Below are 26,028 nucleotides of genomic sequence, written 5' to 3'. Positions count from 1 at the left end.
CGCGGGCCCGGCCGGGGCGGGGTGCGGGTGACCCCCCCGCCGCCTGACCGGCGCCCGCGCGGGGGGGGGGGGGCCGTTTTCTCCCCCGCCCCCCCCCCGCAGGGTTCTTCGCCTCCTTCAGTTGTCCGGCTCACTCGCATCGGTGAGCGGTCAGTCCACGTTCACGACCTTCCACAGCTGGCCGTCGGCGTTCGTGTCTGTCGACTGGACGAGCTGAGTGCCTCCCGGGGACACGGTGAGCACGTCGCTGCTGTTCACGTTCTTGATCTTGTAGTAGCCGTTTCCGGTCGCGACGACGGTCCAGCGCTGGCTCGCGGCGTTGTTGTCGGTCGACTGGACGATGTTCGCGCCGTCCGTGGTGACGCCACCGCTGACGTCCATGAGCAGGTCGCTGTTCCGGCTGACGATCTCGTAGCTGCCGTTACCCACCGGGGCGAAGCGCCAGTTCTGGTTCAGGGCTCCGCCGTCGCTCCACTGGATGACGTTGGCTCCTGCGGTCTTCGATCCGCCCGAGACGTCGACCGCCTTGGAACTGCCCTTGTTGACGATCTTGTAGTTTCCGTTCGTCACGGGGAACGCGATGGAGGCGAACGCGTCCAGCGCGCAGACGGTGCCCGAAGAGGCGGAGTTCTTGGTGCCGGTGCACACCACCCTGATCGTGTGCGGGCCCGCCGCGAGGTCCGTCTTCTCGAACAGCGGCACCTGCTTCGTCACTGTCGAGGCATAGGCGTCGATGCCAGCCTGGGCGAGGGTGCCGTCGATGTAGACGTCCACCTTGCCCATGTTCGGCTGCGTCATGCTCAGGTACCGGACACCCGAGCCGGTGAACGAGAACTCGGCGTAGTTGCCCGCCGTGCTCGTGAACTTCTCCGACCCGTTCATGTCCTTCGTGTCGTTCCAGTTCGACCACGTACCGGAGTACGTCACGCCGGCCGCCTTGTCGTCGACGTGGTTCCAGCGCTGCCGCACGAGCGCCTTCGACGCGGACGAGGCGTTGCCCTGGGAGTCGAGGACGTAGAGGCGGTAGTCACCGGCCGCCTGCGGGACGTTGATGCTGGTCGCGGTGCCGCTCGCGCTGGCCATGGTGGGACCGGCTGCGAACGTGGTCGTACCGGAGGGAGCCAGCCAGAGTGTCTTGCTCGAGTCTCCCGGGCTGCGCACCGGAATGGTCACGACACCCTTGCCGGTGAAGGTGCTGGCGGGCAGCGCGTAGTCCTGCAGGGTCGTGTTGGCGGCCGGGATGATGTCCTTGTAGGTGTCTTCCAGGCCCGCGTTCACGGCGATGCCGTACGCCTGCGACGGCCACACGTTGTCCGAGTACACACGCACGTTGTCGATGGTGCTGTTCGGGACGGTGTTGTCGAAGATCGTGTTGCGGGGGCCGTAGGTGTTGGTGATGGTCAGGTGGTTCTGGTCGCCCCAGGTGCCGGTGTTCATGACCCACATGACGTCCGGGTCCACGTCGAGGACGTTGTCGTGCTCGTTGATGTAGGCGGAGCCCTCATCGGGGTGGATGCCGTACTTGTGGCCCGCCGGGACACCCTGGATGAAGTTGTTGCTGATCTCGGTGCCCGGCTGGCTGCCCAGCGTGTATATGGGAGCGGAGTCGCCGAGTACCTGCATGGTGTTGACCAGCTCGTTGTACTTGACGGTGTTGTTCTTGGCCGTCGTGGTCGGCGTCCCGGGAACGATGGAGTCCGACGTACCGTCGAAGTCCTTCCATCCCCAGCCGAGCGTGATGCCCGCCCACGGGGACTTCTCGATCCGGTTGTGCTCCAGGTCCAGGGTGTCGACGAAGTAGGCCGACACGGGACTCGAGCCCTGGAACAGGACCGCGCTGTCGTAGAGGTAGTTGTCCGTGACGGTGATGTTCTTGCAGACGCCCTCGACGTTCACCGGGTACTTCTCGTGGTTGCTCGAGGTGTAGTCCCCGATGTACACGTGCTGGGGGTGCCCGACGGTGAGTGCGGAACCGGCGATGTCATTGGTGAAGTTGCCGGTCAGCTGCGAGTCCGTCACGTCGTTGGCCAGGGTGATCCCGTCGGCGCCGGTGTGCTGCACCGTGTTGCCGCGCAGGGAGATCCCGTCGGCGCTCTCGATCTGGACGGCCGCCGGCGGCAGGTCGACGTTGCGGTACGAGTAGGCGTGGAAGTTCTGCGTCGTGTACACGAACGTGCTGGCGTTGCCCTGCTGGCCCTGCCGGAACACGGAACCCGCCACATTGGTCAGGTTCCAGTCGGAGTGCTCGACCGTGAGACCGGAGAAGGTGATGTTCTTCGCGTGGTCCGTCGTGGACGTGCCGGCGATCTTGATGAGGGTGGACACGTTGTTCGGCGCGAAGACCTGCGCCGTCGTCATGTCGTCCGAGCCGGACTTGTAGTAGTACACCGTATGGGTGGACTTGTCGAAGTAGAACTCGCCCGGCTGGTCCAGGAACTCGTACGCGTTCATGAACGTCTGGGTACCGGTGGCCTGGAAGTTGCCGTTGAACGCGGCCTGGGCTATCGCCGCAGCCGGCTCCTGGAGCTTGGCCACGCGGTTGGCGCCGTTCGAGCTCGTGGTGACCTGGCTGACACCCACGATCGCCGTGGTCCAGGTCGTCGCCGTCTTGATCTCGACGTCATCCTGGTTGGACGCGATGGCAGGCAGGTCGGAGAGGTTGTACTTGATCTGGTCGCACGTGCCCCCCTGCTTCTCTCCGTCCCAGGCCCAGGAAGGCATGGTCGTCGGGAAGGTGTAATTCGCGTAGCACCCCGCCGAGTTGATCGTCTTCGAGGCCATCTGGGCGCGCTTGCCATTGACGTAGAGCGCGCGGAGCTTGTTGTCGCGGTCGAGGGTGGCCTTCCAGATGTTCCCGCTCTGCTGGGTCCAGCCGGTCACCGGAACTCCACCGTCCAGGACCGGCTTCTCGCCCGGGTAGGCGGCGTACACGACGCGGTGCCCGTTCGTTCCGGAGTCGGCCGAGGTGAAGCCGATGGTGCTGCTCACCGGGTAGCGGCCGCCGCGGAGATAGACGTTGATGTCTCCCGTCATGTTGTCGTTGACCGTGCGCACGACGTCCCGCGCGTGCTGCAGGGTCTTGAACGGCGCCGAGACCGTCCCGGAGTTGGAGTCGCTGCCGTCAGGAGCGACGTAGTACGTCGCCTGGGTCGCGGCCGAGGCCGGAGTCGGCATCGTGAGGGACGTCAGCAGCGTGGCGGAGACCGCCACCGCGGCGCCTGCTGACAGCATGCGGAGGGAGGAGGAGACGTGCTTCATCGTCTGTCCCTCCCCCTGGAGCGAACGAGCGGGTGGGCGTACATACGGCGGCTCCCTGTATGTCCTCGGTATGTCCTCGGTGCGGTTGACACGGATCTTCAGCGGGTTCGGCTCTGAGTGCCTCGACGGCCCGGGGCACGACTGTGCGCTCACCTCATGGCGGAGGTGGAGCGACGGGGATCAGGGCCGGAGTAACGGCTCGTCCCCCGCGAGGGGAACGTCAGGCCTGATGAGACCCAGGCACCGGAGTTCGTCCCAGAGCGCCTCGGGAACGGCACGGCGATGGAGTGCGGCGTTCCGGCGGACCTGCTCCGGAGTCCGCATGCCCAGCGTGACGTTGACGACGCCGGGGTGTGTGAACGGGAAGGCGATGGCGGCGGCGGGCAGCGTGGTGCCGTGCCGCTCGCACACCTCGGCGATGGCCAGCGCCCGGCGGACCAGGTCCGGCGGCGCGTCACGGTAGTCGTACGTCATGCCTTCGGCGGGCCGGTCGAGGGAGAGCAGCCCGGAGTTGAACACGCCGACCGCGACGACGCTCTTGCCGTGCTCCCGCGCAGCGGGCAGCACGTCGTCCAGCGCGGACTGGTCGAGCAGGGTGTAGCGCCCGGCGAGCATGACGATGTCGGCGGCGGTCTCCCGCAGGAACCGGGCGAGCATGGCGGACTGGTTCATGCCGGCCCCGACGGCCCCGATCACACCCTGGTCGCGCAGGCCGGCGAGGGCGGGCATGGCCTCGTCGGCGGCCTGCCGCCAGTGGTCGTCGGGGTCGTGGAGATAGACGACGTCGAGCCGGTCCAGGCCGGTGCGCTCCAGGGTGTCGTCGATGGAGCGCAGGACGCCGTCGCGGCTGAAGTCCCACTGCCGGCGCAGGTCGTCGCGCACGACGAAGCCCTCGTCGTCGACACCTCGGGGCCGGTCGTTGGGGACGAGGAGCCGGCCCACCTTGGAGGAGACGACGCAGGCCTCGCGAGGCCGGGCGCGCAGGGCGGCGCCCAGGCGGCGCTCGGCAAGGCCGAGGCCGTAGTGCGGCGCGGTGTCGAAGTACCGGATGCCCGCGTCCCAGGCCGCGTCGACGGCGGCAGACGCGTCCTGGGCGGGAGTCACCCGGTAGAGGTTGCCGATCACCGAGGCCCCGAAGCCCAGTTCGGTCACGGCGACCGAGGTGTGTCCTATGGTCCGCCTGCGTACCACGTGCTCCTCGGGGGAGGAAGGCGGACGTCGGGAAGGGGTCAACCGTCCCCCCTCGTGGTGCGTGCCGTGGCGTCGCCCCCTTCGGAGGCGGGCGCAAGGCGGTAGAAGGCGGTCGCGGTGCCGGCCAGGACGGACTGGATCTCGGACTCTGCACAGCCCTCGAGCAGTTCGTCCACGGTGGCGGCCCAGCGGTTCCAGCCGCCCGCGAGGTTCGCGACCGGCCAGTCCGAGCCGAACATCAGCCGGTCCGGGCCGAAGGAGTCGAGCAGCACGTCCCAGACGGGCCGGATGTCGGCGGTCGCCCAGCTGCCGTGGTCGGCCTCGGTGATCAGCCCCGACACCTTGCAGACCACGTGGGGGTGACCGGCCAGCCGGCGCACTTCACGTTCCCAGGCCGCCAGGTCACGCGCGGCGATGGGCGGCTTTCCCGCGTGGTCGAGCACCTGGGGCAGGCCCGGGAACCGTTCGGCCAGCCGGATCGCCTGGTCGAGCTGGTGGCTGCGGACGAGCACGTCGTAGCCGAGCCCGCGGTCACGGAGCGCCGCCAGGCCACGCTCCACATCGGGCCGCTGCAGCCAACCGGGGTCGCTCTCGCCCTGGACGAGGTGGCGCAGGGAGCGCAGATACGTGCCGCCCGGTCCGGCCCTCAGACGGTCGAGCACGTCACCGATCGCCGGGGACGTCAGATCCGCCCAGCCGACCACAGCCCCGATCAGCGGCTCCTGCGCGGCGAGGGCGAGCAGGTCCTCGGTCTCGGGCACGTCCGCGATGCACTGCACCACGACGGAACTGTGCAGCCGCCGGCCGGCGATCGGCCGAGTGGCGGTGGCGCGCAGATCGCCGGGGGAGAAAGTGCGTCGGATCGACGTGACGGCGGGGTCGTCGAGCCAGGGCTGCGGACGCCGGTCCAGGTCCCACAGGTGGTGGTGGGCGTCGACGAGAACGGGGGCGGCGGTCACTGCGGGTCCGCCTTCGGTCCCAGGTGCCAGACCTCCGGCATCTCCGTCCACTGGCGTGAGTCGCCCCGGTCCGGCCAGGGCTCCTGGCAGGGGTCGGTGAGCTTCCACCACTCCTGGGTCTCGGGGTCGGCCTCGAGTTCCGCCATGTCGGCCTCGAAGTCCTCGCCGTGATACTCGAAGTAGGCGAACAGCACGTCACCATGGATGAAGATGCTGTAGTTGCGGATCTGCGCCCGGTGCAGGGCGGCCTCGACCCCGGGCCAGACGGCCGAGTGGAGTTCGAGGTACTCCTGCCGGTGTTCCGGCCGGAGCCTGATGGTCTGGGCGAAGCGTTTCATGAGGTGTGCTCCTCCACGCCCGGGCGGGGCTGGTCGGCAGAAGTGTCGAAGGGGGTGCGGTAGCTGGGGGTGCGGGTGCGCAACCCCAGCCGAAGCGTCAGCCTCACACGGGTGGACGCCGGAAGCCGGACGGTCAGGTAAGCACTGTCGCAGGCCGCCTCCGCCTCGGAGACGACCGGCTCCGTGTGGCCGTAGTCGTACATGTCCCCGATCCAACCGTCGTCCGCGCACGTCGTGTACCGGACCGCCCTGATGGTGTGCTCGGCGAAGGCACCCGCCTGGAGGACCAGCGTGCGCTCGGCCGCGGGGGAGAGGTTCACCAGTTCGACGGTGGTCGCCTCGGGGTCGATGGACGTGACCAGCGCGGCCACGTCCGGCGGCAGGCCGGCGCGGCGGGCGTCGGCGTCGTGGTAGCGCAGCCGGGCCTGCTGCAGGCCGCCGTTGTACAGCACCTGGGGGCCGCCCCAGGTCAGCTGGACGAGAGCCTCGGTGACCACCGGATTGCACAACTGCCACACGTGGATGTCGGCCTCGGCCACGTCCAGGTCGCGGTAGCGGTCCATGCGCCGCAGACGGTGGCGGACCTGGGCCTGGGCGGTGGCGAGGATCCGCTCCGGGTATCCGGGGTCGTCACCGGCGAGGAAGGCGAACCACGCCTTCTCGTGCCCGGACTCCTCCTTGGCACGGAACGGCCGGACCGTGCTCCAGTCGATGCCGTCGGCCTCGCGCAGCCCCTCCAGCCGGGCGCGGTCGGTGTCGGAAGCCGTGTGGTGCCACAGGGCGACCGGCACGGGCGGGGTGAGCGGGTTGTAGTCGAACCAGCCCGAGTCGTTGTGACGGAAGGGGAGGTGGATCGTGGGCGTGGTGATGTCCGGACCGAGCTCCACCGCCCACTTGGAGGGCAGGCTGGAGTCCGCCTCGGTGTGGGGCATCACCTTGCCGTGACCGATGAGGGTGTCGAGCGAGGTCGCGACCATGGAGAGGTAGTCGTCGTCCCCGGTGACCGTCGCCGCCGCCAGCGCCGCCACACAGGCCGCGTGGCCCACGCTGTGCCAGCCGTGCGGCCAGGACCAGCCGTAGTGCCCGCCGTACCAGCGCCCCTCCAGCAGGCTGCCGACCTCGCCGTCCGGGCCGGTGTTGTCCGGGATGAGCCCCTCGTTCGCCTGCGTCCGTTCCCGCCATGCGCCCACGTACTCGACGATCCAGTCGCGGTAGCGCTGCTCACCGGACAGGATCCAGGCGTTGAGGACCAGCCCGGCCGCGGCGAGGTTGACCGCCGTGTCGCCGGCGCCCATCCGGTCCCGCATCTGCGCGCCCAGACGCGGATCCTCGGAGAGGGGGAACGGGCCGCCCTGCGCCTCGGGGATCCAGTCCAGGGGGAAGCCGTAGGTCTCGGCCTCCTTCAGCAACCAGGGGTAGACGTCTCCGTCGAACAGGCCCGACCGGTCCGGGTCGCTGCCGTTGTGCGGGCGGGTGATGACGCGGTGCTCGGGGTCGTAGTTGCCGTTGGACGCGTCGACGTACAGCTCCGCGAAGCGCAGGGCGCGCTCGGACCAGCGGTCGGGGGCGGCCATGCACAGGAAGTAGAGCAGCAGCAGACTCTCGCCCTGGTGGAACCAGTCGTAACCGCGCTCGAACTCCTCGCGCAGCATGTCCAGTTCCGTGAGCTGCCGGGTCACGCCCTCCCAGTGCTTCTCACTCGCGGGCAGCAGATCTTCGGCGCCGCCGAGGAGGTAGAGCTGGGGCCAGTTGAAGAACACCTCGTAGAAGTCGTCCACGCCGTCACGGGTGGTGAGCCGGCCGTTGTAGTTCAGCCGTCCGTCCGGGCCGGTGAAGTCGCGGGCGAAACGGCGCCAGGCGTGGTCGAGCAGGTCGAACAGCGCACGTTGTGCCGTGGCCCAGCCGGGTGGTTCGAGCAGCGGCACCCCGGCCTGGATGTCGGGCGGGGGAGCCGGGTGGCCGGAGGCCTGGGCGTCCTCCCCCGAATCGTGGTCGGCAGAGCTGAGTGGCATGCGGGGGTTCTCCGTTCGGGGTGGTGGCGCGGACGTCATTCCTTGGTGGCTCCGGCGAGCATTCCGCTCACCAGGAAGCGCTGGGCGAAGAGGAAGACGACGAGCACCGGTGTGATGGCCACCAAGGTCGCCAGAGCCAGCTGCGGCCGCTCGATGGCGAGCGAGCCGACCGTCGGATTGAACGACGGCACACTGCTGAGCAGGTTGCCGACGCCGACCTGGACGGGCATCTGGTCGCTCTCGGGGAGCATCACGTACGGCAGGAAGTAGTTGGTCCAGTTGGCGACGAAACTGAAGAAGCCCACGAGTGCGATGACCGGTGTCGCCAGGGGCAGCGCCACGAGGCGGAAGACACCGAACTCGGAGCAGCCGTCCATCCGCGCCGCCGCCAGAAGGTCCTTCGGGACGGCGGTGGTGAAGTAGATGTAGGTGAGGTACACGCCGAACGGATAGAAGGAGTACGGCAGGATGATCGACCACATCGTGCCGATCAGGCCCACCGCGTTGATCTCCAGGAACAGCGGCACCACCAGCGTGGCGTTCGGCATCAGCATCACGACCAGCGTCGAGATCAGCAGCGCCCGCCGGCCCCGGAACTCGGTCATCGCCAGGGCGTAACCGGCGGGCACGGCCACGCAGAGCGTGATGACCAGCGAGATCACCGCGTATACCGCCGAGTTGCGCAGCCACAGCAGGATGGCGTTGTCCTGGTACGCCGCCAGGGCGTGCCAGTTGGCCTGGAGCGTGTGCCAGGAGCCGATGGACAGCGGGCTGTCGTGGACCAGCTGCTGGTCGGTCTTGGTCGAGGCGAGGACGAGCCACAGCACCGGCAGAATGAAGAACACGACGAAGACGGCGAGTACGGAGCCCGCCAGCAGCCGGGACGGCAGGTGGCGTGCGGACCGTCGGCGCTGCCGCGGTGCCCGGTGTGGTGCCCGGCTCGCGGCCTGGGGCTCCCGGTCCGCGCGGGGGGCGGCGACCGAGCTGGGGGAGGTCTTAATCGGCATCGAAGAATCCCGACCGTGCGACGAAAAGGGCGGCGGCCGACACACTGACGACCAGGAGCTCCACCGACACGGCGGCGGCGCCGTTGATGTTGTTCATCTGGAAGGCGAAGTCGTACGTCAGCTGGTTGAGCGAGTAGTCACGTCCGGCCACGCCCACGCTGGCGAGAGAGAGCAACTGCGGCTCGACGAACAGCTGGGCGCCGCCCGCGAACGCCAGGATGACCATGTACACGATCCACTTGCGGAGCATCGGGATCTGCACCCGCCAGGCGGTCTGCCAGGCGTTCGCACCGTCGATGCGTGCGGCTTCCATGACGTCCTTGGGGATGTTGTTGAGCGCCCCGTACATGACGACGATCCAGCCGCCCGCCCCGGTCCAGAACGCGATGATCGTGAACAGCAGCGCCAGGTTGCCGGGCGCGATCACCTCACCGAAGGTGTGGAACCCCAGCGCACCCAGCAGGGAACTGACCGGGCTCACCGTCGGGTCGAGCATGAACAGCCACACCAGCACGCTCGCGGCGCCGGCGAGCGCTCCGGGGATGTAGTAGAGGAACCGGAGTGCCTGCCCGGCCACACCGGAGGCCAGGCGGTGCAGCAGCAGCGCCAGGCCCACCACAAACACCACCAGCGATACGAGCCAGAGGACGAGGTACACCGCCACGTGACTCACGGCGTCCACGAAGCGGAAGTCCTGGGCCGTGGTGACGAAGTTGGCGAAGCCGGTGAAGGTGCCTCCGGCGTCGGTGAAGGCGAAGTAGACGGCGTAGCCGGTCGGAAGGATGCCGAAGGCGATCAGCAGGATCACGTAGGCGGCGACGAACGCCGCGCCGGCCCGGCTCTGCCGGACGGGGCCGCGACGGCGCCGCCGGGCAGAGCCGGTCGAGGAGAGGGGCAGGGTCACTGGGAGACCTTGTATCCGTCGGACTTGGCGTACTTGACGATGGAGTCCTGCCAGGCCGGCAGCATCGATTCGATGCTCTTGCCCTGGGTCATGCCGGGCTTCACGGTCGCGGCCCAGATCGCCTCCTGGCTGAACTGTCCCGAGCCCCAGCCCGGCCAGACCTGTCCGGAGGCGTCCTTGAGGGCACCGAGGTCACCGCTGAAGTAGCCGGAGGCGTCCTGGGCCTTCAGCCAGTTCTCGGCCGCGGGGGCGTAGGCCGGGAAGCCGGGCGCCTTCTCGCCCTGGTAGGCGTTGTCGGTGGTGACCCACTTCAGGAAGTCGGTGGCCGCCTTGAGGTGAGCGGAGTGCTGGGAGAGCAGCCAGGTGCCGCCGCCGACGTTGCCGGTGGACGTCGAGGTGTCGCCCTTCCACTGGGGTATCGGGGCCACACCGATCTGCTTCGCCGGGGTCTTGAGGCCGTCCTTGAACACCGCCCCGCCGAACCAGGCCGGACCGGGCATGAGCAGGACCTTGTCGGCCTTGTTCTTGGTGAAGTCGGTGCTGAACACCCCGCTGATGGACATGGACTTGTTCTTGATGAGTACGTCCATGAGCTTGGCCATCTTGGTGCAGGCCTCGCTGGAGGTGTTGACCGACACGGCCTTGGGGCCGGTGATGTGGTTGGCGCCGCACTTGCTCGCCCACAGGTAGATCTCGGGCGTGAAGGAGTCGCCCGCGTCACCCACCAGGTAGCCGGGGTGGTCCTTGGCGACCTTCTCGCCGAGCTTCTGGTACTCCTCCCAGGTCGTCGGCACCGTGTAGCCGAACTTCTTCATCAGCGGCGCGTTGTACCAGAGCACCGCCTGGGAGAGGTCGTTGCGCAGGCAGTAGAGCGTGCCGTTGACAGTACAGACGTTGTTGGCGCCCTTGGCGAAGTTCCCCAGGGTCGCCTCCGGGATCAGTCCCTTGTTGAGCGGCGCGGCGAAGTTCGCGTCGACCGCCCAGGTGACCTCGTTGTTCTGGGAGCTGAAGACGACGTCCGGCCAGCCCTTGTGGGTGCGGTTGAAGAGCTGGACCTTCGTCTGGAGGTAGTTCGAGCCGTTGGCGTTGCCGTCGTAGCTGACGATGCTGAGCTTCACGTCCGGGTGCAGCTGCTGGTACTGCTTCGCGGCGGCCAGTCGGGTCGCGTCCACCCAGACGGTCAACGCGCCGTCCTTCTGGGGCGCCTGGGCGAAGCCGTCCTTCTCGGTCGTGCTCGCTGTGCCGCCGCCGCAGGCGGCAACGGTCAGCAGCACGGTGGCCGCGCAGCCGGCCAGCAACACAGAACGTCTCTTGCTCGGCACTCTTACCTGACCGGCCGAAGACTCGTTGAGGGTCATGAACGGACTCCACTGGGTGTGCGGGCGCCCCGAAGCAGATCGGGAAGGTGGCGCGGGGATGGGGCGACGACTGCTCTGTCACGGTCGTTGCGGAAGAAATTAGGCGCCCTATCCAGCGGGCAGTCAAGAGTGTGTGCAGCTCTATTCGTCCAATTTCACAGCACAATCTCGGCGAACTGGCTTCATTACGTACCTGTTATGACCTGTATGCCCTATTTGCGCATCAGCTTTTTGCTGGCTGAGCCATTGCCAAATAAGTACGACTCATTGTTGGGTGAGGGTACGATGAGCGCGGCTCGACAGCGATCAGTCGCTGTCGGCGCAGTCACCCGGAGGCATGACAGATGAACGACACGCCCGCGACCGAACTGGCCCTGCCCGCGCAGGCCTCGACCACCGCTGCCGCGGCGGTGAGCGGCTCGGGCGAGGAGCGGCGTGACTACCGGCCCGGCTACGAAGTGGTGGCCGAGCGGATCCTCGAGTTCATCGCCGAGGAGCGCCTGACGCCGGGCGACCGGCTGCCGACGGAGAACGACCTGGCCCAGACGCTGAACACCAGCAGGGCGGTCGTGCGGGAGGCCGTGAAAATCCTGTCCGCCCTCGGCCGGGTCCGGGCGCACAAGGGACGCGGACTGTTCGTCGCGGACGACGAGGGCATGCTCATCACGAGCCGCTGGGGCGGCTTCTTCCGCCCCGTCGACATCGATCACGTCCTGATGCTGTTCGAGTTCCGCAGGGTGCAGGAGATGGCCGCCAGCAGTCTGGCGGCCACCCGTGCCACGCCCGCCGAGCTGCGGACCATCGAAGTCGCCATGCAGCAGTGCAGGCACGGGTTCACGCACGGCCAGGTCGATGTGTTCAACCAGGCGGACGACGACTTCCACACCGGTGTGGCCGCCGCCTCGCACAACACCTTCCTGGTCAGCGCGGTGCGCGACGCGCGACGCCTGCAGCGGCAGTCCAGCGCCATCGGGATCCACGACACGTTCGGCGACGGAACCGCGGCCGCGGTGGAGGAGCACGAGGCCATCTACCGGGCCATCCGCGACGGCCGGCCGGACGAGGCGGCCGAGGCCACGGCGGTGCACCTCGACAGGACGCTGGAGGACTACCGCCGGGAGATCCAGCGGCGCCTGTTCGGGTAGGAGTGGCCCGAGCCGGCGCGGTGGCCGGAGCAGCCGGAGGAAGCGGAACACCCGGAGCAGGCGGAACACCCGGAGTAAGCGGAGCAAGGCATTCACGTCCGTGTGCGATCATTCGCCGGTGAAAGCACCCTCCAGCCCGACTTCGGGCGAATCGCCGACCGAGCGCGACGCCAAGTCGCCTGTTTTCGCAGCCGAGTTCAAGGACGCCGTCACGCTCCGGGCCTTCGGGCTCGTGCTCGGCGGCCTGCTCGTACAGCTCGCCTTCATCGTCTCCTACGTCGGGGCCTTTCACTCGCCCACACCCCACCGGATAGCCGTGGCGGTCGCCGCTCCACAGCAGGCTTCCGCGAAGATCGTCGCCCAGCTCGACGCACTGTCCGACGACCCGGTCGAGGCGACGGCGGCACCGAGCGCCGAGACGGCCCGGCAGTGGGTGCTCACGAGGAGGACGGATGCCGCCTTCCTCTTCGACGCGACCGGCACGAAAGACACCCTCCTGGTCGCTTCCGCGGGTGGGCCCTCGGTGTCGCAGACCGCCACACAGATCGCCCAGAAGATCGAGACGGCGCAGAAACGGCAGATCACCGTCTCCGACATCCGTCCCCCGAACGCCGGGGACGGACGGGGCATGACCTCCTTCTACCTGGTGGTGGGCTGGGTGATCGGCGGCTATCTGACGGCCACGATCATGGGGATGGCAGCGGGTTCCCGCCCGGCCAACCGGCAGCGCACCCTGATCCGCCTCGCCGTACTCGCGTTGTACGCGGTTGTGTCCGGAATCGCCGGAGCGGCCGTCGTGGGGCCGGTGTTCGGCGCGCTCGACGGTCATTTCTGGGCGCTGAGCGGCATCGGCACCCTGGTCGTCCTCGCCTCGGCGGCCACCGCGCTCGCCCTGCAGACCCTGCTGGGCCTGCTGGGCACCGGCGTGGTCATCCTGCTTTTCGTGGTGCTGGGCAATCCGAGCTCCGGCGGCGTCTACCCGGCACCGCTGCTCCCCGCGTTCTGGAGCGCGATCGGACAGGCCCTGCCGCCGGGTGCCGGTACCACGCTGGTCCGCAACACGGTCTACTTCTCGGGCCATGCCGTCACGTCCGCGCTCTGGGTGCTCGGCGCCTACGCCCTGGGCGGCGCGGTACTCTCCTGGGCGGCTTCGTGGCGAAACGAGCGCCGTCACCCCGACGCCCCCGCCACAGAACCCGAGACGCTGCCGGAGCCGTCACCCGGCGGCTGATGCGCTGTCCACCGGCCCGGGCAGCCACGTCCTCACCGGATCGCTGCTGTCCATCGTCCCGCCGGCGGACTTCACGTTCGCCCTGCGGAAGTACTGGCGCAGGGGAATCCTGAGGGGCAGCCTCAAGTGAGCACACGAGCGGAGCAAAGGGTGATCCACAACGCCGTCCTGGGCGGTTCTGAACCGGACCCGGCGATCCTGAGGGCCGGCGAGGACCACTGCATCGCGACGTCCACCTTCGGGTGCGAACACGCCGACGACATCCATGCCGGCCGCCTCAAGGTCTTCGGCGTCACCGGAGCCATGCCCGGCCCGCGGGTGCAGGACCTCGACGGGGCCGGCGTGTACGCCGACTTCGCCCACGCCGCCTGTCGCACGGTGCAGGAGGACGGCCGATGACGCTGCTCGACACCGCCGCCCTCGTCCCCGGCCGTCCCCGCCTCTTCTGCACCGCCCTGGGTCCGCCACAGGCCCCGGCCGTCCTCCTGGTACACGGCTGGGGCGGCGACGGCCGTGAGTGGTCGCCGCACGCCGAGGCACTGGCGGACGCCTTCCGGATTCTCGTCCCCGACCTGCGCGGACACGGCCTCTCCGCGGTGCCCGACGAAGGGAACACCCCGGCCGAGATGGCCGATGACCTCGCCGCCCTGATCCAGGCACTCGGCACGGGACCCGTCGTCGCCGTCGGCCACTCCATGGGCGGTCAGGTCGTCAATCTGCTGGCCGTCCGGCACCCGCACACCGTACGGTCCGTCATCGCCCTCGACCCGGCGCACGGAGCCCACGGCACCGAGGTCGAGCAGATCCCCGGCCGTCTGGCCGACTACCGGCGGCACGGCGCCCGGACCGCCGCGGCGTTCATCGCCGGAGCCTTCTCCCCGAACGCGCCGTCGGGCCTGCGCACCGCGCACATCCGCACCATGCTCGGCACTCCCGGCCATGTGATCGCGCAGGCGTACGCGGGCATGTACACCGACTCCGGGGCCGTCGGCATTCGCCCCTCCAGCGAGGCGTATCTGCGCCTGCGCGTGCAATCCGCGCTCACCGTCTGGACCTCGAGGGAGGCGGCGGACTGGGAGCACGGTGTCCCCGCCGCGGCCGGCTCCTCCGTTCAGTACTGGGCCGGCACCGGCCACTACCTCCACGAGGAACAGCCGGAGCGCACCGTCGCACTGATCCGGGAGTGGAGCGAGCGGGACGCCTGCCCGGCATAGCGAGGGCAGGCACGCGCCCCGAATCTCACCAGCCGTGGGGCACGGGGGGCGTCAGGCGTGAGCCCGTGGGGCCACGACCGAGGCCCGTGGGCGACTCCGCCGGCACGTGGTACGCCTTCGCCCTGCCCAAGGCGGCCCCGGTGATGGCACTCGGGGTGCTCGGCGAGTACCAGTGTGTTCACCCCGCTCCGTACACCGGCCCGGGAGCCGCCGCCTCCGCCAGGAGTTTCAGTGCGGCCTCCCCGGCCTCGGACGGGGACCAACGGGCGCCCTTGTCCGCCGTGGGGCCGGGGCGCCAGCCCTCCATGACCGTGATGCGGCCGCCCGCCGCCTCGAAGACCCGCCCCGTCACCCCGGCGCAGGCCGCGGAGCCGAGCCACACGACGAGCGGGGAGACGTTCTCCGGAGCCATGGCGTCGAATCCGCTGTCGGGGGCCGCCATGGTCTCGGCGAACGTGACCTCGGTCATCCGGGTGCGCGCCGCGGGCGCGATGGCGTTGACCAGGACGCCGTAACGGCCCATCTCGGCGGCGGCGACCAGGGTCAGCCCGAGGATCCCGGCCTTGGCCGCGGAGTAGCCGCCTTGGCCGACACTGCCCAACAGCCCCGCCCCACTACTGGTGTTGACGACCCGGGCCACGGGGACACGGCCCGCCTTGGCCTCCGCGCGCCAGTGGGACGCCGCGTGCTTCAGCGGCAGGAAGTGCCCCTTGAGATGGACGCGGATGACGGCGTCCCAGTCGTCCTCGTCGAGGTTCACCAGCATGCGGTCGCGCAGGAATCCGGCGTTGTTCACCAGTGTGTCGAGGCGGCCGTAGGTCTCGACGGCGGTGCGGATCAACGAGGCCGCACCCTCCGTCGTGGCGATGTCCCCGCCGTGGGCGACCGCCTGCCCGCCGCGGGCGACGATCTCGTCGGCGACGAGCCGGGCGGGCCCCGCCTCGGTACCGGTCCCGTCGAGGCCGGCACCGAGGTCGTTCACCACGACCTTCGCGCCCTCGGCGGCGAGCGCGAGGGCGTGCGCCCGGCCGAGTCCGCGCCCCGCCCCGGTGACGATCGCGACACGTTCGCTGCACAGTCCGGACATGCTCTGGGTCCCTTCGCCGGGAAGTCTGGAAAGTCGGGGAACGGGTGGGCTCACCGGGTCAGTTGCCGGTGGTGGCGGCGCCGAGATAGGCCGGGCGTTCGCCGCCGCCGTGGACGAGCAGACTCGCACCGCTGATGTACGCGGCGCGCTCGGAGGCGAGGAAGACACAGGCGTCGCCCACCTCCGCCGGGTCGGCGAGCCGGCCCAGCGGCACGGTGCGGCCGACGGCCGCGAGGCCGTCCTCGTCGCCGTAGTGCAGATGCGACAGCTCGGTGCGCACCATCCCGAGGACCAGGGTGTTGACCCGTACCTTCGGGGCCCACTCCACGGCCATGCTGCGGGCCAGCTGCTCCAGCCCCGCCTTGGCCGCGCCGTAGGCCGCCGAGCCCGGGGAGGGACGGCTGCCGCTGACGCTGCCGATCATGACGATCGAACCGCCGCCGGGCCGGGTGCGCATCTGCTCGTAGGCGGCGAGAGAGGCGGTCAGAGGGGCCAGCAGGTTCAACTCGACGACCCGGAAGTGCCGTTCGGCAGCGCCCTCCCCGAGCATCCGGTACGGCGTGCCCCCGGCGTTGTTGACGAGCACGTCCAGCCCGCCGTACTCGCCCCGCACGCGAGTGAAGAAGGCACCGACGGCGTCAGCGTCGCGCAGGTCGAGGGGGAAGAACCGGGCGGTGCGCCCGGCCGCTTCGACGGGTCGGTCCGCGGGGCGCCGGGCGCAGGTCACCACCGTGGCCCCGGCCTCCAGCAGGGCCCGCGCGATGCCCACGCCCACGCCCCTGGTTCCGCCGGTGACCACCGCCACCCGTCCGCTCAGATCGGTGATCGTTGCCATGGGGGACCTCCCGCGAGGCGTACTCCGCTGCTACCTTCACACCTAACAAACGTTTGGTGGAAAGGTAGCTGATCCGCCCATGGGTGTCTCCACCGCAAGCCCCGAAGAGGGCATCGCCGTCATCACCGTCGACTTCCCACCGGTCAACGCCCTCCCCGTCCAGGGCTGGTACGACCTGGCCGCCGCGGTGCTGGACGCCGGATCCGATCCCGCTGTGCGCTGCGTCGTCCTCACCGCGGAAGGGCGCGGATTCAACGCGGGCGCCGACATCAAGGAGATGCAGCGCACCGAGGGGTACACGGCGCTCGTCGGCACCAACCGCGGCTGCTACGAGGCGTTCAACGCGGTCTACGACTGCGAGGTCCCCGTGGTCGCCGCGGTGCAGGGATTCTGCGTGGGCGGCGGCATCGGACTGGTCGGCAACGCCGACTCGATCGTGGCGAGCGACGACGCGACCTTCGGGCTGCCCGAGCTGGACCGGGGCGCGCTCGGCGCCGCCACCCACCTGGCCCGGCTGGTCCCGCAGCACCTGATGCGAACGCTCTACTACACCTCGCGTACCGTGACGGCCGAGGAACTCCACCGCCACGGCTCGGTGTGGCGGGTCGTCCCGCGCGAACAGCTGCACGCCACGGCCATGGATCTGGCCAGGGAGATCGCCGCCAAGGACGGGCTCCTCATCCGCTTCGCCAAGGCCTCGATCAACGGCATCGACCCCGTGGACGTCCGCCGCAGCTACCGCTTCGAGCAGGGCTTCACGTTCGAGGCCAACCTCAGCGGCATCTCGGACAGATACCGGGAAGCATTTGTGTCGTCCAAGCCGTCCGAGGGGGAATCTCGGTGAGCGACAAGACGATGACCGCCGACGAGGTCGTCGCGCGCCTGCGCAGCGGCATGACGATCGGGATCGGTGGCTGGGGTTCCCGGCGCAAGCCGATGGCACTGGTCCGTGCTCTGCTGCGCTCGGACGTCACCGACCTCACCGTCGTCAGCTACGGCGGCCCGGACGTCGGCCTGCTCGCGGCAGCCGGACGCATCCGAAAACTCGTCGCGGCCTTCGCCACCCTCGACTCCGTCCCCCTGGAACCGCACTTCACCGCGGCACGGCAGCGCGGCGCCTTCGACCTGGTCGAGCTGGACGAGGCGATGTTCATGTGGGGCCTGACCGCCGCCGCCCAGCGGCTGCCCTTCCTGCCGGTCCGAGCCGGACTCGGCTCCGACGTGATGAGGGTCAATCCACACCTGCGCACGGTCATTTCCCCCTACGAGGACGGTGAGGAGTTCGTCGCGGTCCCCGCGCTGCGCCTGGACGCGGCGCTGGTGCACCTCAACCGTGCGGACGCACGGGGCAACGCCCAGTACCTGGGGCCCGACCCGTACTTCGACGACCTGTTCTGCCAGGCGGCCGACGCCGCGTACGTCTCCTGCGAACAGCTCGTCGACACGGCCGACCTGATCGAGGACGCGGCCCCGCAGACACTGCTCGTCAAACGGGCGTTCGTCACCGGGGTCGTCCAGACACCCCACGGCGCGCACTTCACCTCCTGCGCACCCGACCACGACCGCGACGAGGCCTTCCAGCGCGCCTATGCCGTTGCCGCCCGGGACCCGGAGGCCTGGCAGGCGTTCACGGATCGCTACCTCTCCTCGGACGAGGCGACGTACCAGGCCGCGGTGGCGGCATTCCACGAGGAGCGGGCGTGAGCAGTCCCACGACGAACCAGACGACGCGCGCCGAGTACTGCGCCGTGGCCTGCGCGGAGGTCTGGCGCCACGCCGGGGAGGTCCTGGCCGGCCCCATGGGCACCGTCCCCACCATCGGCGCCCGGCTGGCGAAGCTGACGTTCGCGCCCGACCTGATGCTCACCGACGGCGAGGCGCTGCTGATCGGCGACGTCCCGGCGCTCGGCGCCCGGGCCCAGGTGGTGGAGGGCTGGCTGCCCTACCGGCAGCACCTGGCCCTCGTGGCCACGGGACGGCGGCACGTGATGATGGGGGCCGGCCAGATCGACCGCCACGGCAACCAGAACATCTCCTGCATCGGCGACTGGTCCCGTCCCGCCCGACAGCTCCTGGGTGTTCGTGGCGCGCCCATCAACACCCTCAACAATCCGACCAGTTACTGGGTGCCGAAGCACTCCCCGCGCGTCTTCGTGGAGCAGGTCGACATGGTGTGCGGAGTCGGCTACGACCGTGCGGCCGAGGCCGGTCCGTCGGCCACCCGTTTTCACCACGTCCCCGAAGTGGTCAGCAACCTGGGCGTCTTCGACTTCGCCACCCCGGACCACTCGATGCGGCTGCGCTCGCTGCACCCGGGGGTCACTATCGAACAGGTTCGCGCGGCCACCGGTTTCGCCCTCACCGTCCCGGACGAGGTGCCGTACACCCGCGAGCCCACCACCGAGGAGCTGCGCCTGATCCGCGAGGCCATCGACCCGGCGGGCGCCCGCGACCGTGAGGTGCCCGCATGAGCGACACCGCGATCGCCACGGCCCTCACCGAACTCGTCGGAGTGCGCACCCCCCTCGTCCAGACCGGCATGGGGTGGGTGGCCGGCCCCCGCCTGGTCTCCGCCGCCGCCGACGCGGGAGCCCTGGGCGTCCTCGCTTCCGCCACCATGACCCCCGAGCAGCTCCGCTCGGCCGTGCGCGAGGTCAGGGCCCGCACCGACGCGCCCTTCGGGGTCAACCTGCGGGCCGATGCCTCGGACGCGGGGGAGAGGGTGCGCATCATCCTCGACGAGGGCGTGAAGGTCGCCTCGTTCGCGCTCGCGCCCCGGCCGGAACTGATCGCCCGTCTGAAGGACGCCGGGGTGGTCGTCATCCCCACCGTGGGCGCCCGGCGGCACGCCGAGAAGGTCGCGGCCTGGGGCGCCGACGCCGTACTGGTGCAGGGCGGCGAGGGCGGTGGCCACACCGGCAGCGTCGCCACCACCGTGCTGCTGCCACAGGTCGTGGACGCCGTCGACATCCCCGTGATCGCCGCCGGCGGCTTCCGCGACGGACGCGGACTGGTCGCGGCCCTTGCCTACGGCGCCGCCGGCATCGCCATGGGAACCCGCTTCCTGCTCACCTCGGACAGCACCGTCCCCGACACCGTCAAGGCCCGCTACCTCGCGGCGGGCGTCCAGGACGTCACCGTCACCACCAAGGTCGACGGCCTGCCCCATCGGATGCTGCGCAGCGACCTGGTGGACGCGCTGGAGCGCTCCGGCCGTACGGCCTCCCTGCTGCGCGCCCTCCGGCACGCCTCCGCCTTCAAGCGAGAGTCCGGCATGAGCTGGGCCGGCCTGGTACGCGACGGCCTGGCCATGAAACACGGCAAGGAACTGACCTGGAGCCAGGTCCTCCTGGCCGCCAACACCCCGATGCTCCTCAAGGCGGCGATGGTCGACGGCCGCACCGACCTCGGCGTGATGGCCTGCGGCCAGGTCGGAGGGCTGATCGACGATCTGCCGTCCTGCGCCGAACTCGTCGAAGGGATCATGACGGAGGCACGCGCCACGCTCGCCATGCTGCCGACCGCCGAGTGAGGCCTCCCGGCGTTCGCGGTTCGCGCCGATCCGCCGCCGACCTCACCCCACCGGTCAGTCCGCCAGTACCCGGGCTCGGCATGCGGCCGGAGTGCCCCAGGCGGTGCGCAAGGGGCGGGCCTTGCGGATCCACAGGGACAGATCCAGTTCCTCGGTGTAGCCGACAGCGCCGTGGAGTTGCAGGGCGGTACGGGCCGCCCCGTACGCCGCCTCGCAGGCCGACACCTTCGCGGCGGCGATCTCCCGGCCTGCCGCCGGATCCTCCGCCGCCAGGGCCAGGGCGGCGGCATGGACCAGAGGCCGGGCGAACTCCAGGGCGATGAGCGTGTCCGCCAAGCGGTGCTTGACCGCCTGGAACGAGCCGACGGTCGTCCCGAACTGGGTGCGCTGCCGCACGTACTCCACCGTGCGTTCCAGCAGCGACCTTCCCAGTCCGAGGGCCTGCGCGGCGGTGACCAGTGCCGCGACGTCGGTGGCGTGCGCGGCGGCCGCCGTCACCGCGGGTCCCTGCGCGAGAACGGCTCCGCCCCGCGGTCGGGCCAGCCGCCGCGCCGGGTCGGCCGACGACTGCACCGGACCGTGCGAGGCCGCGAGCCGCAGGGTGTCGCCGTCCACGACGAACACCGCGTCGGCGGCGTCGGCATCCAGCGCGTACGGGCTGCCCCCGGGCGACAGGACGCACAGGGACGCCATTGCCTTGCCCGACGCGAACTGTGGGAGCCAGGCATGCGCCGCGTCGCCCCCGAGCCGGCCCAGCAGGACCCCGGCGGCGGCCGTCTCGGCCAGCGGACCGGGCACGGCATGACGGCCCAGTTCGCCGCAGGCGACGGTGAGTTCGACGGGCAGCGGCCCCAGACCCTCGTGCTCCGGCGGAACGGCGAGGGCGAAGACACCGGCCTCGGCGAGCCTGGCCCACAGGGCGCGTCCGGGCCCGTGGTCGCCTGCCGCCCAGGACCGTACGACGCCGGGTGTCCCGGCGGATCCCAGAATGCCGTGCAGCGTGCGGGCGAACTCCCGCTGCTCGTCGTCGAGGAGGAAGCGCATCACCGCGTCACCGGCGCCCCTTCGGCAGGCCGAGCAGCCGCTCGGCGATGATGTCCCGCTGGATCTCGTTGGTGCCGGCGTAGATCGGCCCCGCCAGGGAAAAGGTGTACCCCTCGGCCCACCTGCCGTGCGCCGGCGCCTCGGCGGACTCGTCGGACAACTCGCCGCGGGCACCGAGCAGGTCGAGGGCGGTCTCGTGCAGGGCGATGTCCAGCTCGGACCAGAAGACCTTGTTGAGGCTGGACTCGGCACCGATCGATCCACCGGCGGCGATGCGTGAGGCGTGGGCGTAGGTGAACAACTGGTAGGCCCGAGCGCCGATCACCGCGTCGGCGACCCGGTCGAGCAACGCGGGGTCATGGGAGCCGGGGCCGGGACCGGAACCGGAGGTCAGGGCCGCTGGGGAGCCGGGGTCCGTGGTGGAGCGCCACAGTTCGGTCAGCCGGTCGGCCGCGGCGGTGAAGCGGCCGGGGCTGCGCAGGGTCAGCCCGCGTTCGTTGCCGCTGGTGCTCATCGCGACCCTCCAGCCCTGCCCCGGCTCCCCGATGACGTCCTCGTCCGGCACGAAGACGTCGTCGAGGAACAGTTCGGCGAAGGCGGGCTTGCCGTCCAGCCGCCCGATGGGCCGTACGGTCACGCCGTCCGTGTCCAGTGGAAACATCAGATACGTCAGACCCCGGTGCGGCCGGTCGGCGTCCGGATCGCTGCGGAACAGGCCGAACGCCCGATCGGCGAAGGCTGCCCGGGACGACCACGTCTTCTGGCCACTGATGCGCCAGCCACCCTCCGTCCGCACGGCGGTGGACCGCAGCGCGGCCAGGTCGGACCCCGCCTCCGGCTCCGACCAGGCCTGCGCCCAGATCACCTCACCGCTCGCCATGGACGGCAGCACCCGCGCACGCTGCTCTTCGGTGCCGTGCTCGAAGAGCGTGGGGGCGAGGAGGCTGATGCCGTTCTGGGAGACCCGGCCGGGAGCGGCGGCCCGGTAGTACTCCTCCTCGAAGATCAGCCACTCCAGCAGGGAGGAACCGCGGCCACCGAACTCCTCGGGCCAGGAGACCACCGACCAGCGGTGGCCGAACAGCGTGCCCTCCCATTCCCGGTGGGCGGCGAAGCCCTCCGCGGTCTCCAGCGACGGCAGCGGGACGGACGGCACACGGGCGGCGAGCCAGTCCCTCGCCTGCGCCCGGAAGGCGTCCTCGGCGGCGGTGAAGTCGAGATCCATCAGCGGCGCGCCTCCTTCATCGCGCGCACGTCCATCCCGCCCAGCGAGTCGTCGCTCGTCTCGGCGTTGTGGGCGTGGGCGAGATGGTGCAACCCGAAGGCCGAATCCAGCCCCGAATGCAGGCCTTGGAGGTCCTCCGCCTGATTGACGGCGCGCTTCGTCAAGGCCAGCCCCATCCGGGGCATCGCCGCGATCCGCTCCGCCAGTTCCAGCGTGCGCTCGGTGAGTTCCTCACGGGATACGACCCGGTTGACCATGCCGATCTCGTAGGCGCGCCGTGCGCTCATCCGGTCGCCGGTGTAGAGGAACTCCTTGGCGATCCGCGGCGGCATCACCCACGGGTGGGCGAAGTACTCGACGCCCGGGATCCCCATGCGCACCACGGGGTCGGCGAAGAAGGCGTCCTCGGAGGCGACGATGAGATCGCACACCCATGCCAGCATCAGCCCGCCGGCCACGCACGCGCCCTGCACGGAGGCGATGACCGGTTTGGGCAGTTCGCGCCACCGTCGGCACATGCCCAGGTACACCTCGGACTCGCGGGCGAAGCGGCTCTCGGCCCCCGCCTGCTGCGAGTGGTCCCACCAGAGTCCCGCTTTTCGGTCGAAAGGCAGGTGTGCGTCCCGCTCAGGAGTGCCGATGTCGTGGCCGGCGGAGAAGTGCTGCCCCGCTCCGGCGAGGATCACCACCTTCACCCCGTCGTCGTCCGCCGCGCGGTAGAAGGCCCGGTCCAGCGCGTAGGTCATCGCGGAGTTCTGGGCGTTGCGGTACTCGGGCCGGTCCATCGTCACCAGGGCGACGGCGCCGCGGCGCTCGTAGCGGACGGGGTCCGGGGGCGCGGTGCGGGCAGTGGACATCGCCTCCTCCTTCCCTAACAAGTGTTTGGTAGGTTAACGTACGGGTCGTCGGCCGTCGAGAGTCGCCCCTGCGCCAGAGCCGGTGAAACGGACACCGGCGTCGGCGGCACGCTGCCCGAGGAGGTAGGCCATGACCGCGGCCCCACCGCCGTACCTGCCCGGCCACCACCTGCTCACCGGCCGCGCGGCCGTCGTCACCGCCGCCGCGGGCACCGGCATCGGCGGCGCGACCGCCCGCCGGCTGCTGGAGGAGGGCGCACGGGTCGTGATCTCCGACGCCCACGCCCGCCGTCTGAAGGAGTCCGAGGCGGTACTGGTGGCCGAGTTCGGCGCCGACCGCGTCACCGCACTGCGGTGCGACGTCACGGACGAGGACCAGGTCACCGCGCTGTTCGAGCACGCCGAGCGACACCACGGCAGCCTCGACATCCTGGTCAACAACGCCGGCCTCGGCGGTACCGCCGATGTCGTCGACATGACCGACGAACAGTGGAACAGGGTCCTCGACGTCACTCTCAACGGCACCTTCCGCTGCACCCGAGCCGCACTGCGCCGAATGAAGGCCGCGGGCGCCGGCGGCGTCGTCGTCAACAACGCCTCGGTGGCCGGCTGGCGCGCACAGCAGGGCCAGGCCCACTACGCCGCCGCGAAAGCCGGTGTCATGGCCCTCACCCGCTGTGCCGCGGTGGAGGCCGCCGCGTACGGCGTGCGGGTGAACGCCGTCTCCCCGAGCCTGGCCCTGCACCCGCACCTGTCCAAGGTCACCACCCCCGAACTGCTGAAGGAACTGACCGGACGGGAGGCCTTCGGGCGCTGTGCCGAACCGTGGGAGGTGGCCAACGTGATCGTGTTCCTGGCCAGCGGCTACGCGTCGTACCTGACCGGCGAGGTCCTGTCGGTCAGCAGCCAGCACCCGTGAGGCGAGAATGGTCCCGTGCCGAAAAGCAGCAACAGCGACCACAAGAAGTCCACGGTGAGCCCGCCCGAGCGGCGCGAGGAACTCCTGGCCATCGCGGCCCGGGTGTTCGCCGCGCAGGGCTACAACGCCACGACCGTCCGCAAGATCGCGGACGCGGCGGGGATGCTGGCGGGCAGCCTCTATTACCACTTCGACTCAAAGGAGTCGATGCTGGACGAGATCCTCTCCGGCTTCCTGGACGAGCTCTGGGCCCGGTACGACGCGGTGCTCGGCGCCGGGCTCGGCCCGAGGGAAACCCTGGAGGCCCTCGTCACGGAGTCCTTCCGGGAGATCGACCGGCACCTGGACGCGGTCGCCATCTACCAGAAGGAGTCCAGGCACCTCGGGACCCAGCCGCACTTCGCGTATCTCGTCGAGTCGCAGCAGAAGTTCGAGAAGGCGTGGCTGGGCACGCTGGAGCGCGGAGTGGCCGCCAAGGTCTTCCGACCCGACCTGGACGTACGGCTCACCTACCGCTTCGTGCGCGACACGGTCTGGGTCGCCGCGTCCTGGTACCGGCCGGGCGGCCGGCACAGCCCCGAGGAGATCGCCCGCCAGTACCTGTCGATGGTGCTGGAGGGCCTCGCACTGCACGACTCATAGGCAGTCCTGCATCCGCAGGCCCAGACAAGGAGACGCCATGGCCGAGGCCTACATCGTCGAAGCGGTGCGCACCCCGGTCGGCCGAAGGGGCGGGGGACTGTCCGCCGTCCACCCGGCCGACCTCGGTGCGCACGTGCTGACCGCGTTGATGGAGCGCTCCGGCGCCGACCCGGCCGCCGTCGAGGACGTGGTGTTCGGCTGCCTCGACACGGTCGGCCCACAGGCCGGGGACATAGCGCGCACCTGCTGGCTGGCCGCCGGACTGCCCGAGGAGGTACCCGGTGTGACCGTCGACCGCCAGTGCGGCTCCTCGCAACAGGCCCTGCACTTCGCGGCGCAGGGCGTCCTGTCCGGCACCCAGGACCTGGTCGTCGCCGGTGGCGTGCAGAACATGTCGCAGATCCCCATTGCCTTCGCCACCCGGCAGGCCGCCGCCCCGCTGGGCCTGACCGAGGGCCCGTTCGCCGGCTCGGCGGGCTGGCGGGCCCGCTACGGCGACCGCCCGGTCAACCAGTTCCTCGGTGCCGAGGAGATCGCCCGCAAGTGGGACATCACCCGCGAGGCCATGGAGGGCTTCGCGTTCCGCTCGCACCAGCGGGCGATCCGGGCCGTCGACGAGGGCCGCTTCGACAGGGAGACCGTCGCGTACGGCGACGTCGTCCACGACGAGGGACCGCGCCGCGACACCAGCCGGGAGAAGATGGCGGGACTGCAGCCGCTGGTGGAAGGCGGCCGGCTCACCGCCGCCCTCTCCTCCCAGATCTCCGACGGCGCCTCGGCCGTGCTCATCGCCTCGGAGCGTGCCGTACGGGAGCACGGCCTGACCCCCAGGGCCCGCGTCCACCACCTCTCGGTACGCGGCGAGGACCCGATCCGCATGCTGACCGCCCCGATCCCGGCCACCGCGTACGCCCTGAAGAAGTCCGGGATGACGCTCGACGAGATCGACCTGGTCGAGATCAACGAGGCCTTCGCCTCGGTGGTGCTGGCCTGGCTGAAGGAGACCGGCGCCGACCCGGAGAAGGTCAACGCCAACGGTGGGGCGATCGCCCTCGGCCATCCACTCGGCGCCACCGGCACCCGGCTCATGACCACGCTCCTGCACGAACTGGAACGCACCGGCGGCCGCTACGGGCTGCAGACGATGTGCGAGGGCGGCGGCCAGGCCAACGTGACCATCATCGAACGCCTTTGACGGAGCCGCAGACCCCTGGAGGACGCCGGGCGGTCCGAGCGGGCTCCGGTGACCGTCGTCGTACCGGGGCCCGCT

General features: G+C 70.3%; 24 protein-coding genes and 1 pseudogene. 12 read left to right on the top strand and 13 right to left on the bottom strand.

All coding sequences use genetic code 11. The features are described 5' to 3' along the window. Window positions 1-150 precede the first annotated feature (150 nt). From ACFCXS_RS36070 to ACFCXS_RS36035, 8 genes are all read right to left on the bottom strand, one after another. A complete protein-coding gene (locus tag ACFCXS_RS36070; protein WP_376647576.1) occupies window positions 151-3,258 on the bottom strand; it encodes an RICIN domain-containing protein in 3,108 nt (1,035 codons plus the stop codon). Window positions 3,259-3,438: 180 nt separating this feature from the next. Then, on the bottom strand, window positions 3,439-4,449 hold the full coding sequence (locus tag ACFCXS_RS36065; protein WP_376647575.1) for an aldo/keto reductase: 1,011 nt from the start codon (window positions 4,447-4,449) through the stop codon (window positions 3,439-3,441). Between the two features lie 38 nt (window positions 4,450-4,487). After that, a complete protein-coding gene (locus tag ACFCXS_RS36060) occupies window positions 4,488-5,408 on the bottom strand; it encodes an amidohydrolase family protein (protein ID WP_376647574.1) in 921 nt (306 codons plus the stop codon). Then, complete coding sequence (locus ACFCXS_RS36055) at window positions 5,405-5,746, bottom strand: L-rhamnose mutarotase (protein WP_376647573.1); 342 nt, start codon at window positions 5,744-5,746, stop codon at window positions 5,405-5,407. The genes ACFCXS_RS36060 and ACFCXS_RS36055 overlap by 4 nt, the downstream gene beginning before the upstream one ends. Beyond that, the gene (locus ACFCXS_RS36050) at window positions 5,743-7,758 is read right to left on the bottom strand and encodes a hypothetical protein (protein WP_376647572.1); all 2,016 of its coding nucleotides are present in this window, start codon (window positions 7,756-7,758) and stop codon (window positions 5,743-5,745) included. Before ACFCXS_RS36050 ends, ACFCXS_RS36055 begins: the two co-directional genes overlap by 4 nt. Window positions 7,759-7,793: 35 nt before the next feature. Further along, window positions 7,794-8,648 (bottom strand): carbohydrate ABC transporter permease, encoded by an 855-nt coding sequence (locus ACFCXS_RS36045; protein ID WP_376647585.1) that lies wholly within the window; start codon window positions 8,646-8,648, stop codon window positions 7,794-7,796. Window positions 8,649-8,754: 106 nt separating this feature from the next. Next, on the bottom strand, window positions 8,755-9,669 hold the full coding sequence (locus ACFCXS_RS36040) for a carbohydrate ABC transporter permease (protein ID WP_376647571.1): 915 nt from the start codon (window positions 9,667-9,669) through the stop codon (window positions 8,755-8,757). Then, window positions 9,666-11,027, bottom strand: coding sequence for an ABC transporter substrate-binding protein (locus ACFCXS_RS36035; protein WP_376647570.1), 1,362 nt, complete (start codon window positions 11,025-11,027; stop codon window positions 9,666-9,668). The genes ACFCXS_RS36040 and ACFCXS_RS36035 overlap by 4 nt, the downstream gene beginning before the upstream one ends. Before the next feature lie 344 nt (window positions 11,028-11,371). Here ACFCXS_RS36035 and ACFCXS_RS36030 point away from each other — a divergent pair, with 344 nt between their 5' ends. The 5 genes and pseudogenes from ACFCXS_RS36030 to ACFCXS_RS36010 all read left to right on the top strand — a co-directional run bounded on the left by ACFCXS_RS36030 (window position 11,372) and on the right by ACFCXS_RS36010 (window position 14,617). Further along, entirely contained in the window at window positions 11,372-12,172 is an 801-nt protein-coding gene (locus ACFCXS_RS36030) for a FadR/GntR family transcriptional regulator (protein ID WP_376647569.1), read from the top strand. A gap of 118 nt (window positions 12,173-12,290) precedes the next feature. Further along, window positions 12,291-13,403, top strand: coding sequence for a DUF3533 domain-containing protein (locus ACFCXS_RS36025; protein WP_376647568.1), 1,113 nt, complete (start codon window positions 12,291-12,293; stop codon window positions 13,401-13,403). Window positions 13,404-13,431: 28 nt separating this feature from the next. Then, window positions 13,432-13,533 (top strand): annotated as a pseudogene (locus ACFCXS_RS36020) (carbohydrate ABC transporter permease); the annotation flags it as partial. Further along, window positions 13,530-13,802, top strand: a complete 273-nt coding sequence (locus ACFCXS_RS36015; protein WP_376647567.1) for a hypothetical protein — start codon at window positions 13,530-13,532, stop codon at window positions 13,800-13,802. The pseudogene ACFCXS_RS36020 and the gene ACFCXS_RS36015, both read left to right, overlap by 4 nt. Next, entirely contained in the window at window positions 13,799-14,617 is an 819-nt protein-coding gene (locus ACFCXS_RS36010; protein ID WP_376647566.1) for an alpha/beta fold hydrolase, read from the top strand. The genes ACFCXS_RS36015 and ACFCXS_RS36010 overlap by 4 nt, the downstream gene beginning before the upstream one ends. Window positions 14,618-14,795: 178 nt before the next feature. Here ACFCXS_RS36010 and ACFCXS_RS36005 read toward each other — a convergent pair whose 3' ends face one another. Continuing rightward, entirely contained in the window at window positions 14,796-15,704 is a 909-nt protein-coding gene (locus tag ACFCXS_RS36005; RefSeq protein ID WP_376647565.1) for an SDR family oxidoreductase, read from the bottom strand. Window positions 15,705-15,762: 58 nt separating this feature from the next. Beyond that, the gene (locus ACFCXS_RS36000; RefSeq protein ID WP_376647564.1) at window positions 15,763-16,539 is read right to left on the bottom strand and encodes an SDR family oxidoreductase; all 777 of its coding nucleotides are present in this window, start codon (window positions 16,537-16,539) and stop codon (window positions 15,763-15,765) included. A 79-nt stretch (window positions 16,540-16,618) separates the two neighbouring features. Here ACFCXS_RS36000 and ACFCXS_RS35995 point away from each other — a divergent pair, with 79 nt between their 5' ends. The 4 genes from ACFCXS_RS35995 to ACFCXS_RS35980 are packed head-to-tail and all read left to right on the top strand — an operon-like array spanning window position 16,619 to window position 20,071. Continuing rightward, window positions 16,619-17,383: an enoyl-CoA hydratase family protein gene (locus tag ACFCXS_RS35995; RefSeq protein WP_376647563.1), complete on the top strand. Its 765-nt coding sequence runs from the start codon at window positions 16,619-16,621 to the stop codon at window positions 17,381-17,383. Next, on the top strand, window positions 17,380-18,243 hold the full coding sequence (locus ACFCXS_RS35990) for a CoA transferase subunit A (RefSeq protein WP_376647562.1): 864 nt from the start codon (window positions 17,380-17,382) through the stop codon (window positions 18,241-18,243). Before ACFCXS_RS35995 ends, ACFCXS_RS35990 begins: the two co-directional genes overlap by 4 nt. Further along, complete coding sequence (locus tag ACFCXS_RS35985) at window positions 18,240-19,010, top strand: CoA-transferase subunit beta (RefSeq protein ID WP_376647561.1); 771 nt, start codon at window positions 18,240-18,242, stop codon at window positions 19,008-19,010. The genes ACFCXS_RS35990 and ACFCXS_RS35985 overlap by 4 nt, the downstream gene beginning before the upstream one ends. Beyond that, window positions 19,007-20,071, top strand: a complete 1,065-nt coding sequence (locus ACFCXS_RS35980; protein WP_376647560.1) for an NAD(P)H-dependent flavin oxidoreductase — start codon at window positions 19,007-19,009, stop codon at window positions 20,069-20,071. Before ACFCXS_RS35985 ends, ACFCXS_RS35980 begins: the two co-directional genes overlap by 4 nt. 54 nt (window positions 20,072-20,125) lie before the next feature. Here ACFCXS_RS35980 and ACFCXS_RS35975 read toward each other — a convergent pair whose 3' ends face one another. From ACFCXS_RS35975 to ACFCXS_RS35965, 3 genes are read right to left on the bottom strand one after another with little or no spacing between them, the layout of a single operon-like run. Beyond that, a complete protein-coding gene (locus ACFCXS_RS35975; protein ID WP_376647584.1) occupies window positions 20,126-21,115 on the bottom strand; it encodes an acyl-CoA dehydrogenase family protein in 990 nt (329 codons plus the stop codon). A gap of 7 nt (window positions 21,116-21,122) precedes the next feature. Beyond that, window positions 21,123-22,340, bottom strand: a complete 1,218-nt coding sequence (locus ACFCXS_RS35970) for an acyl-CoA dehydrogenase family protein (RefSeq protein ID WP_376647559.1) — start codon at window positions 22,338-22,340, stop codon at window positions 21,123-21,125. Beyond that, window positions 22,340-23,197, bottom strand: coding sequence for an enoyl-CoA hydratase (locus ACFCXS_RS35965; RefSeq protein WP_376647558.1), 858 nt, complete (start codon window positions 23,195-23,197; stop codon window positions 22,340-22,342). The genes ACFCXS_RS35970 and ACFCXS_RS35965 overlap by 1 nt, the downstream gene beginning before the upstream one ends. A gap of 130 nt (window positions 23,198-23,327) precedes the next feature. On the opposite strand from ACFCXS_RS35965, the gene ACFCXS_RS35960 reads away from it, so the two are divergent. From ACFCXS_RS35960 to ACFCXS_RS35950, 3 genes are read left to right on the top strand one after another with little or no spacing between them, the layout of a single operon-like run. Further along, entirely contained in the window at window positions 23,328-24,116 is a 789-nt protein-coding gene (locus tag ACFCXS_RS35960; protein ID WP_376647557.1) for an SDR family oxidoreductase, read from the top strand. Between the two features lie 15 nt (window positions 24,117-24,131). Further along, window positions 24,132-24,758, top strand: coding sequence for a TetR/AcrR family transcriptional regulator (locus ACFCXS_RS35955; RefSeq protein WP_376647556.1), 627 nt, complete (start codon window positions 24,132-24,134; stop codon window positions 24,756-24,758). 37 nt (window positions 24,759-24,795) lie between these two features. Continuing rightward, window positions 24,796-25,953: an acetyl-CoA C-acetyltransferase gene (locus ACFCXS_RS35950; protein ID WP_376647555.1), complete on the top strand. Its 1,158-nt coding sequence runs from the start codon at window positions 24,796-24,798 to the stop codon at window positions 25,951-25,953. The last annotated feature ends 75 nt before the right edge of the window (window positions 25,954-26,028 follow it).

It is taken from the genome of Streptomyces sp. NPDC056373 (genome assembly GCF_042262425.1).
Taxonomy (GTDB): domain Bacteria; phylum Actinomycetota; class Actinomycetes; order Streptomycetales; family Streptomycetaceae; genus Streptomyces.
The sequence above is the reverse complement of the archived record's forward strand: the minus strand, read 5'-3'. Positions and strand labels throughout refer to the sequence as shown.

Bases quoted from the DNA above. Each gene is read 5' to 3' on its own strand.
- ACFCXS_RS36055 (WP_376647573.1), bottom strand. From the start codon at position 5,746: ATGAAACGCTTCGCCCAGACCATCAGGCTCCGGCCGGAACACCGGCAG.
- ACFCXS_RS36010 (WP_376647566.1), top strand. From the start codon at position 13,799: ATGACGCTGCTCGACACCGCCGCCCTCGTCCCCGGCCGTCCCCGCCTC.
- ACFCXS_RS36030 (WP_376647569.1), top strand. From the start codon at position 11,372: ATGAACGACACGCCCGCGACCGAACTGGCCCTGCCCGCGCAGGCCTCG.
- ACFCXS_RS35970 (WP_376647559.1), bottom strand. From the start codon at position 22,340: ATGGATCTCGACTTCACCGCCGCCGAGGACGCCTTCCGGGCGCAGGCG.
- ACFCXS_RS36070 (WP_376647576.1), bottom strand. From the start codon at position 3,258: ATGAAGCACGTCTCCTCCTCCCTCCGCATGCTGTCAGCAGGCGCCGCG.
- ACFCXS_RS35960 (WP_376647557.1), top strand. From the start codon at position 23,328: ATGACCGCGGCCCCACCGCCGTACCTGCCCGGCCACCACCTGCTCACC.
- ACFCXS_RS36050 (WP_376647572.1), bottom strand. From the start codon at position 7,758: ATGCCACTCAGCTCTGCCGACCACGATTCGGGGGAGGACGCCCAGGCC.
- ACFCXS_RS36035 (WP_376647570.1), bottom strand. From the start codon at position 11,027: ATGACCCTCAACGAGTCTTCGGCCGGTCAGGTAAGAGTGCCGAGCAAG.
- ACFCXS_RS36005 (WP_376647565.1), bottom strand. From the start codon at position 15,704: ATGTCCGGACTGTGCAGCGAACGTGTCGCGATCGTCACCGGGGCGGGG.
- ACFCXS_RS35995 (WP_376647563.1), top strand. From the start codon at position 16,619: ATGGGTGTCTCCACCGCAAGCCCCGAAGAGGGCATCGCCGTCATCACC.
- ACFCXS_RS35980 (WP_376647560.1), top strand. From the start codon at position 19,007: ATGAGCGACACCGCGATCGCCACGGCCCTCACCGAACTCGTCGGAGTG.
- ACFCXS_RS35950 (WP_376647555.1), top strand. From the start codon at position 24,796: ATGGCCGAGGCCTACATCGTCGAAGCGGTGCGCACCCCGGTCGGCCGA.
- ACFCXS_RS36000 (WP_376647564.1), bottom strand. From the start codon at position 16,539: ATGGCAACGATCACCGATCTGAGCGGACGGGTGGCGGTGGTCACCGGC.
- ACFCXS_RS35975 (WP_376647584.1), bottom strand. From the start codon at position 21,115: ATGCGCTTCCTCCTCGACGACGAGCAGCGGGAGTTCGCCCGCACGCTG.
- ACFCXS_RS35965 (WP_376647558.1), bottom strand. From the start codon at position 23,197: ATGTCCACTGCCCGCACCGCGCCCCCGGACCCCGTCCGCTACGAGCGC.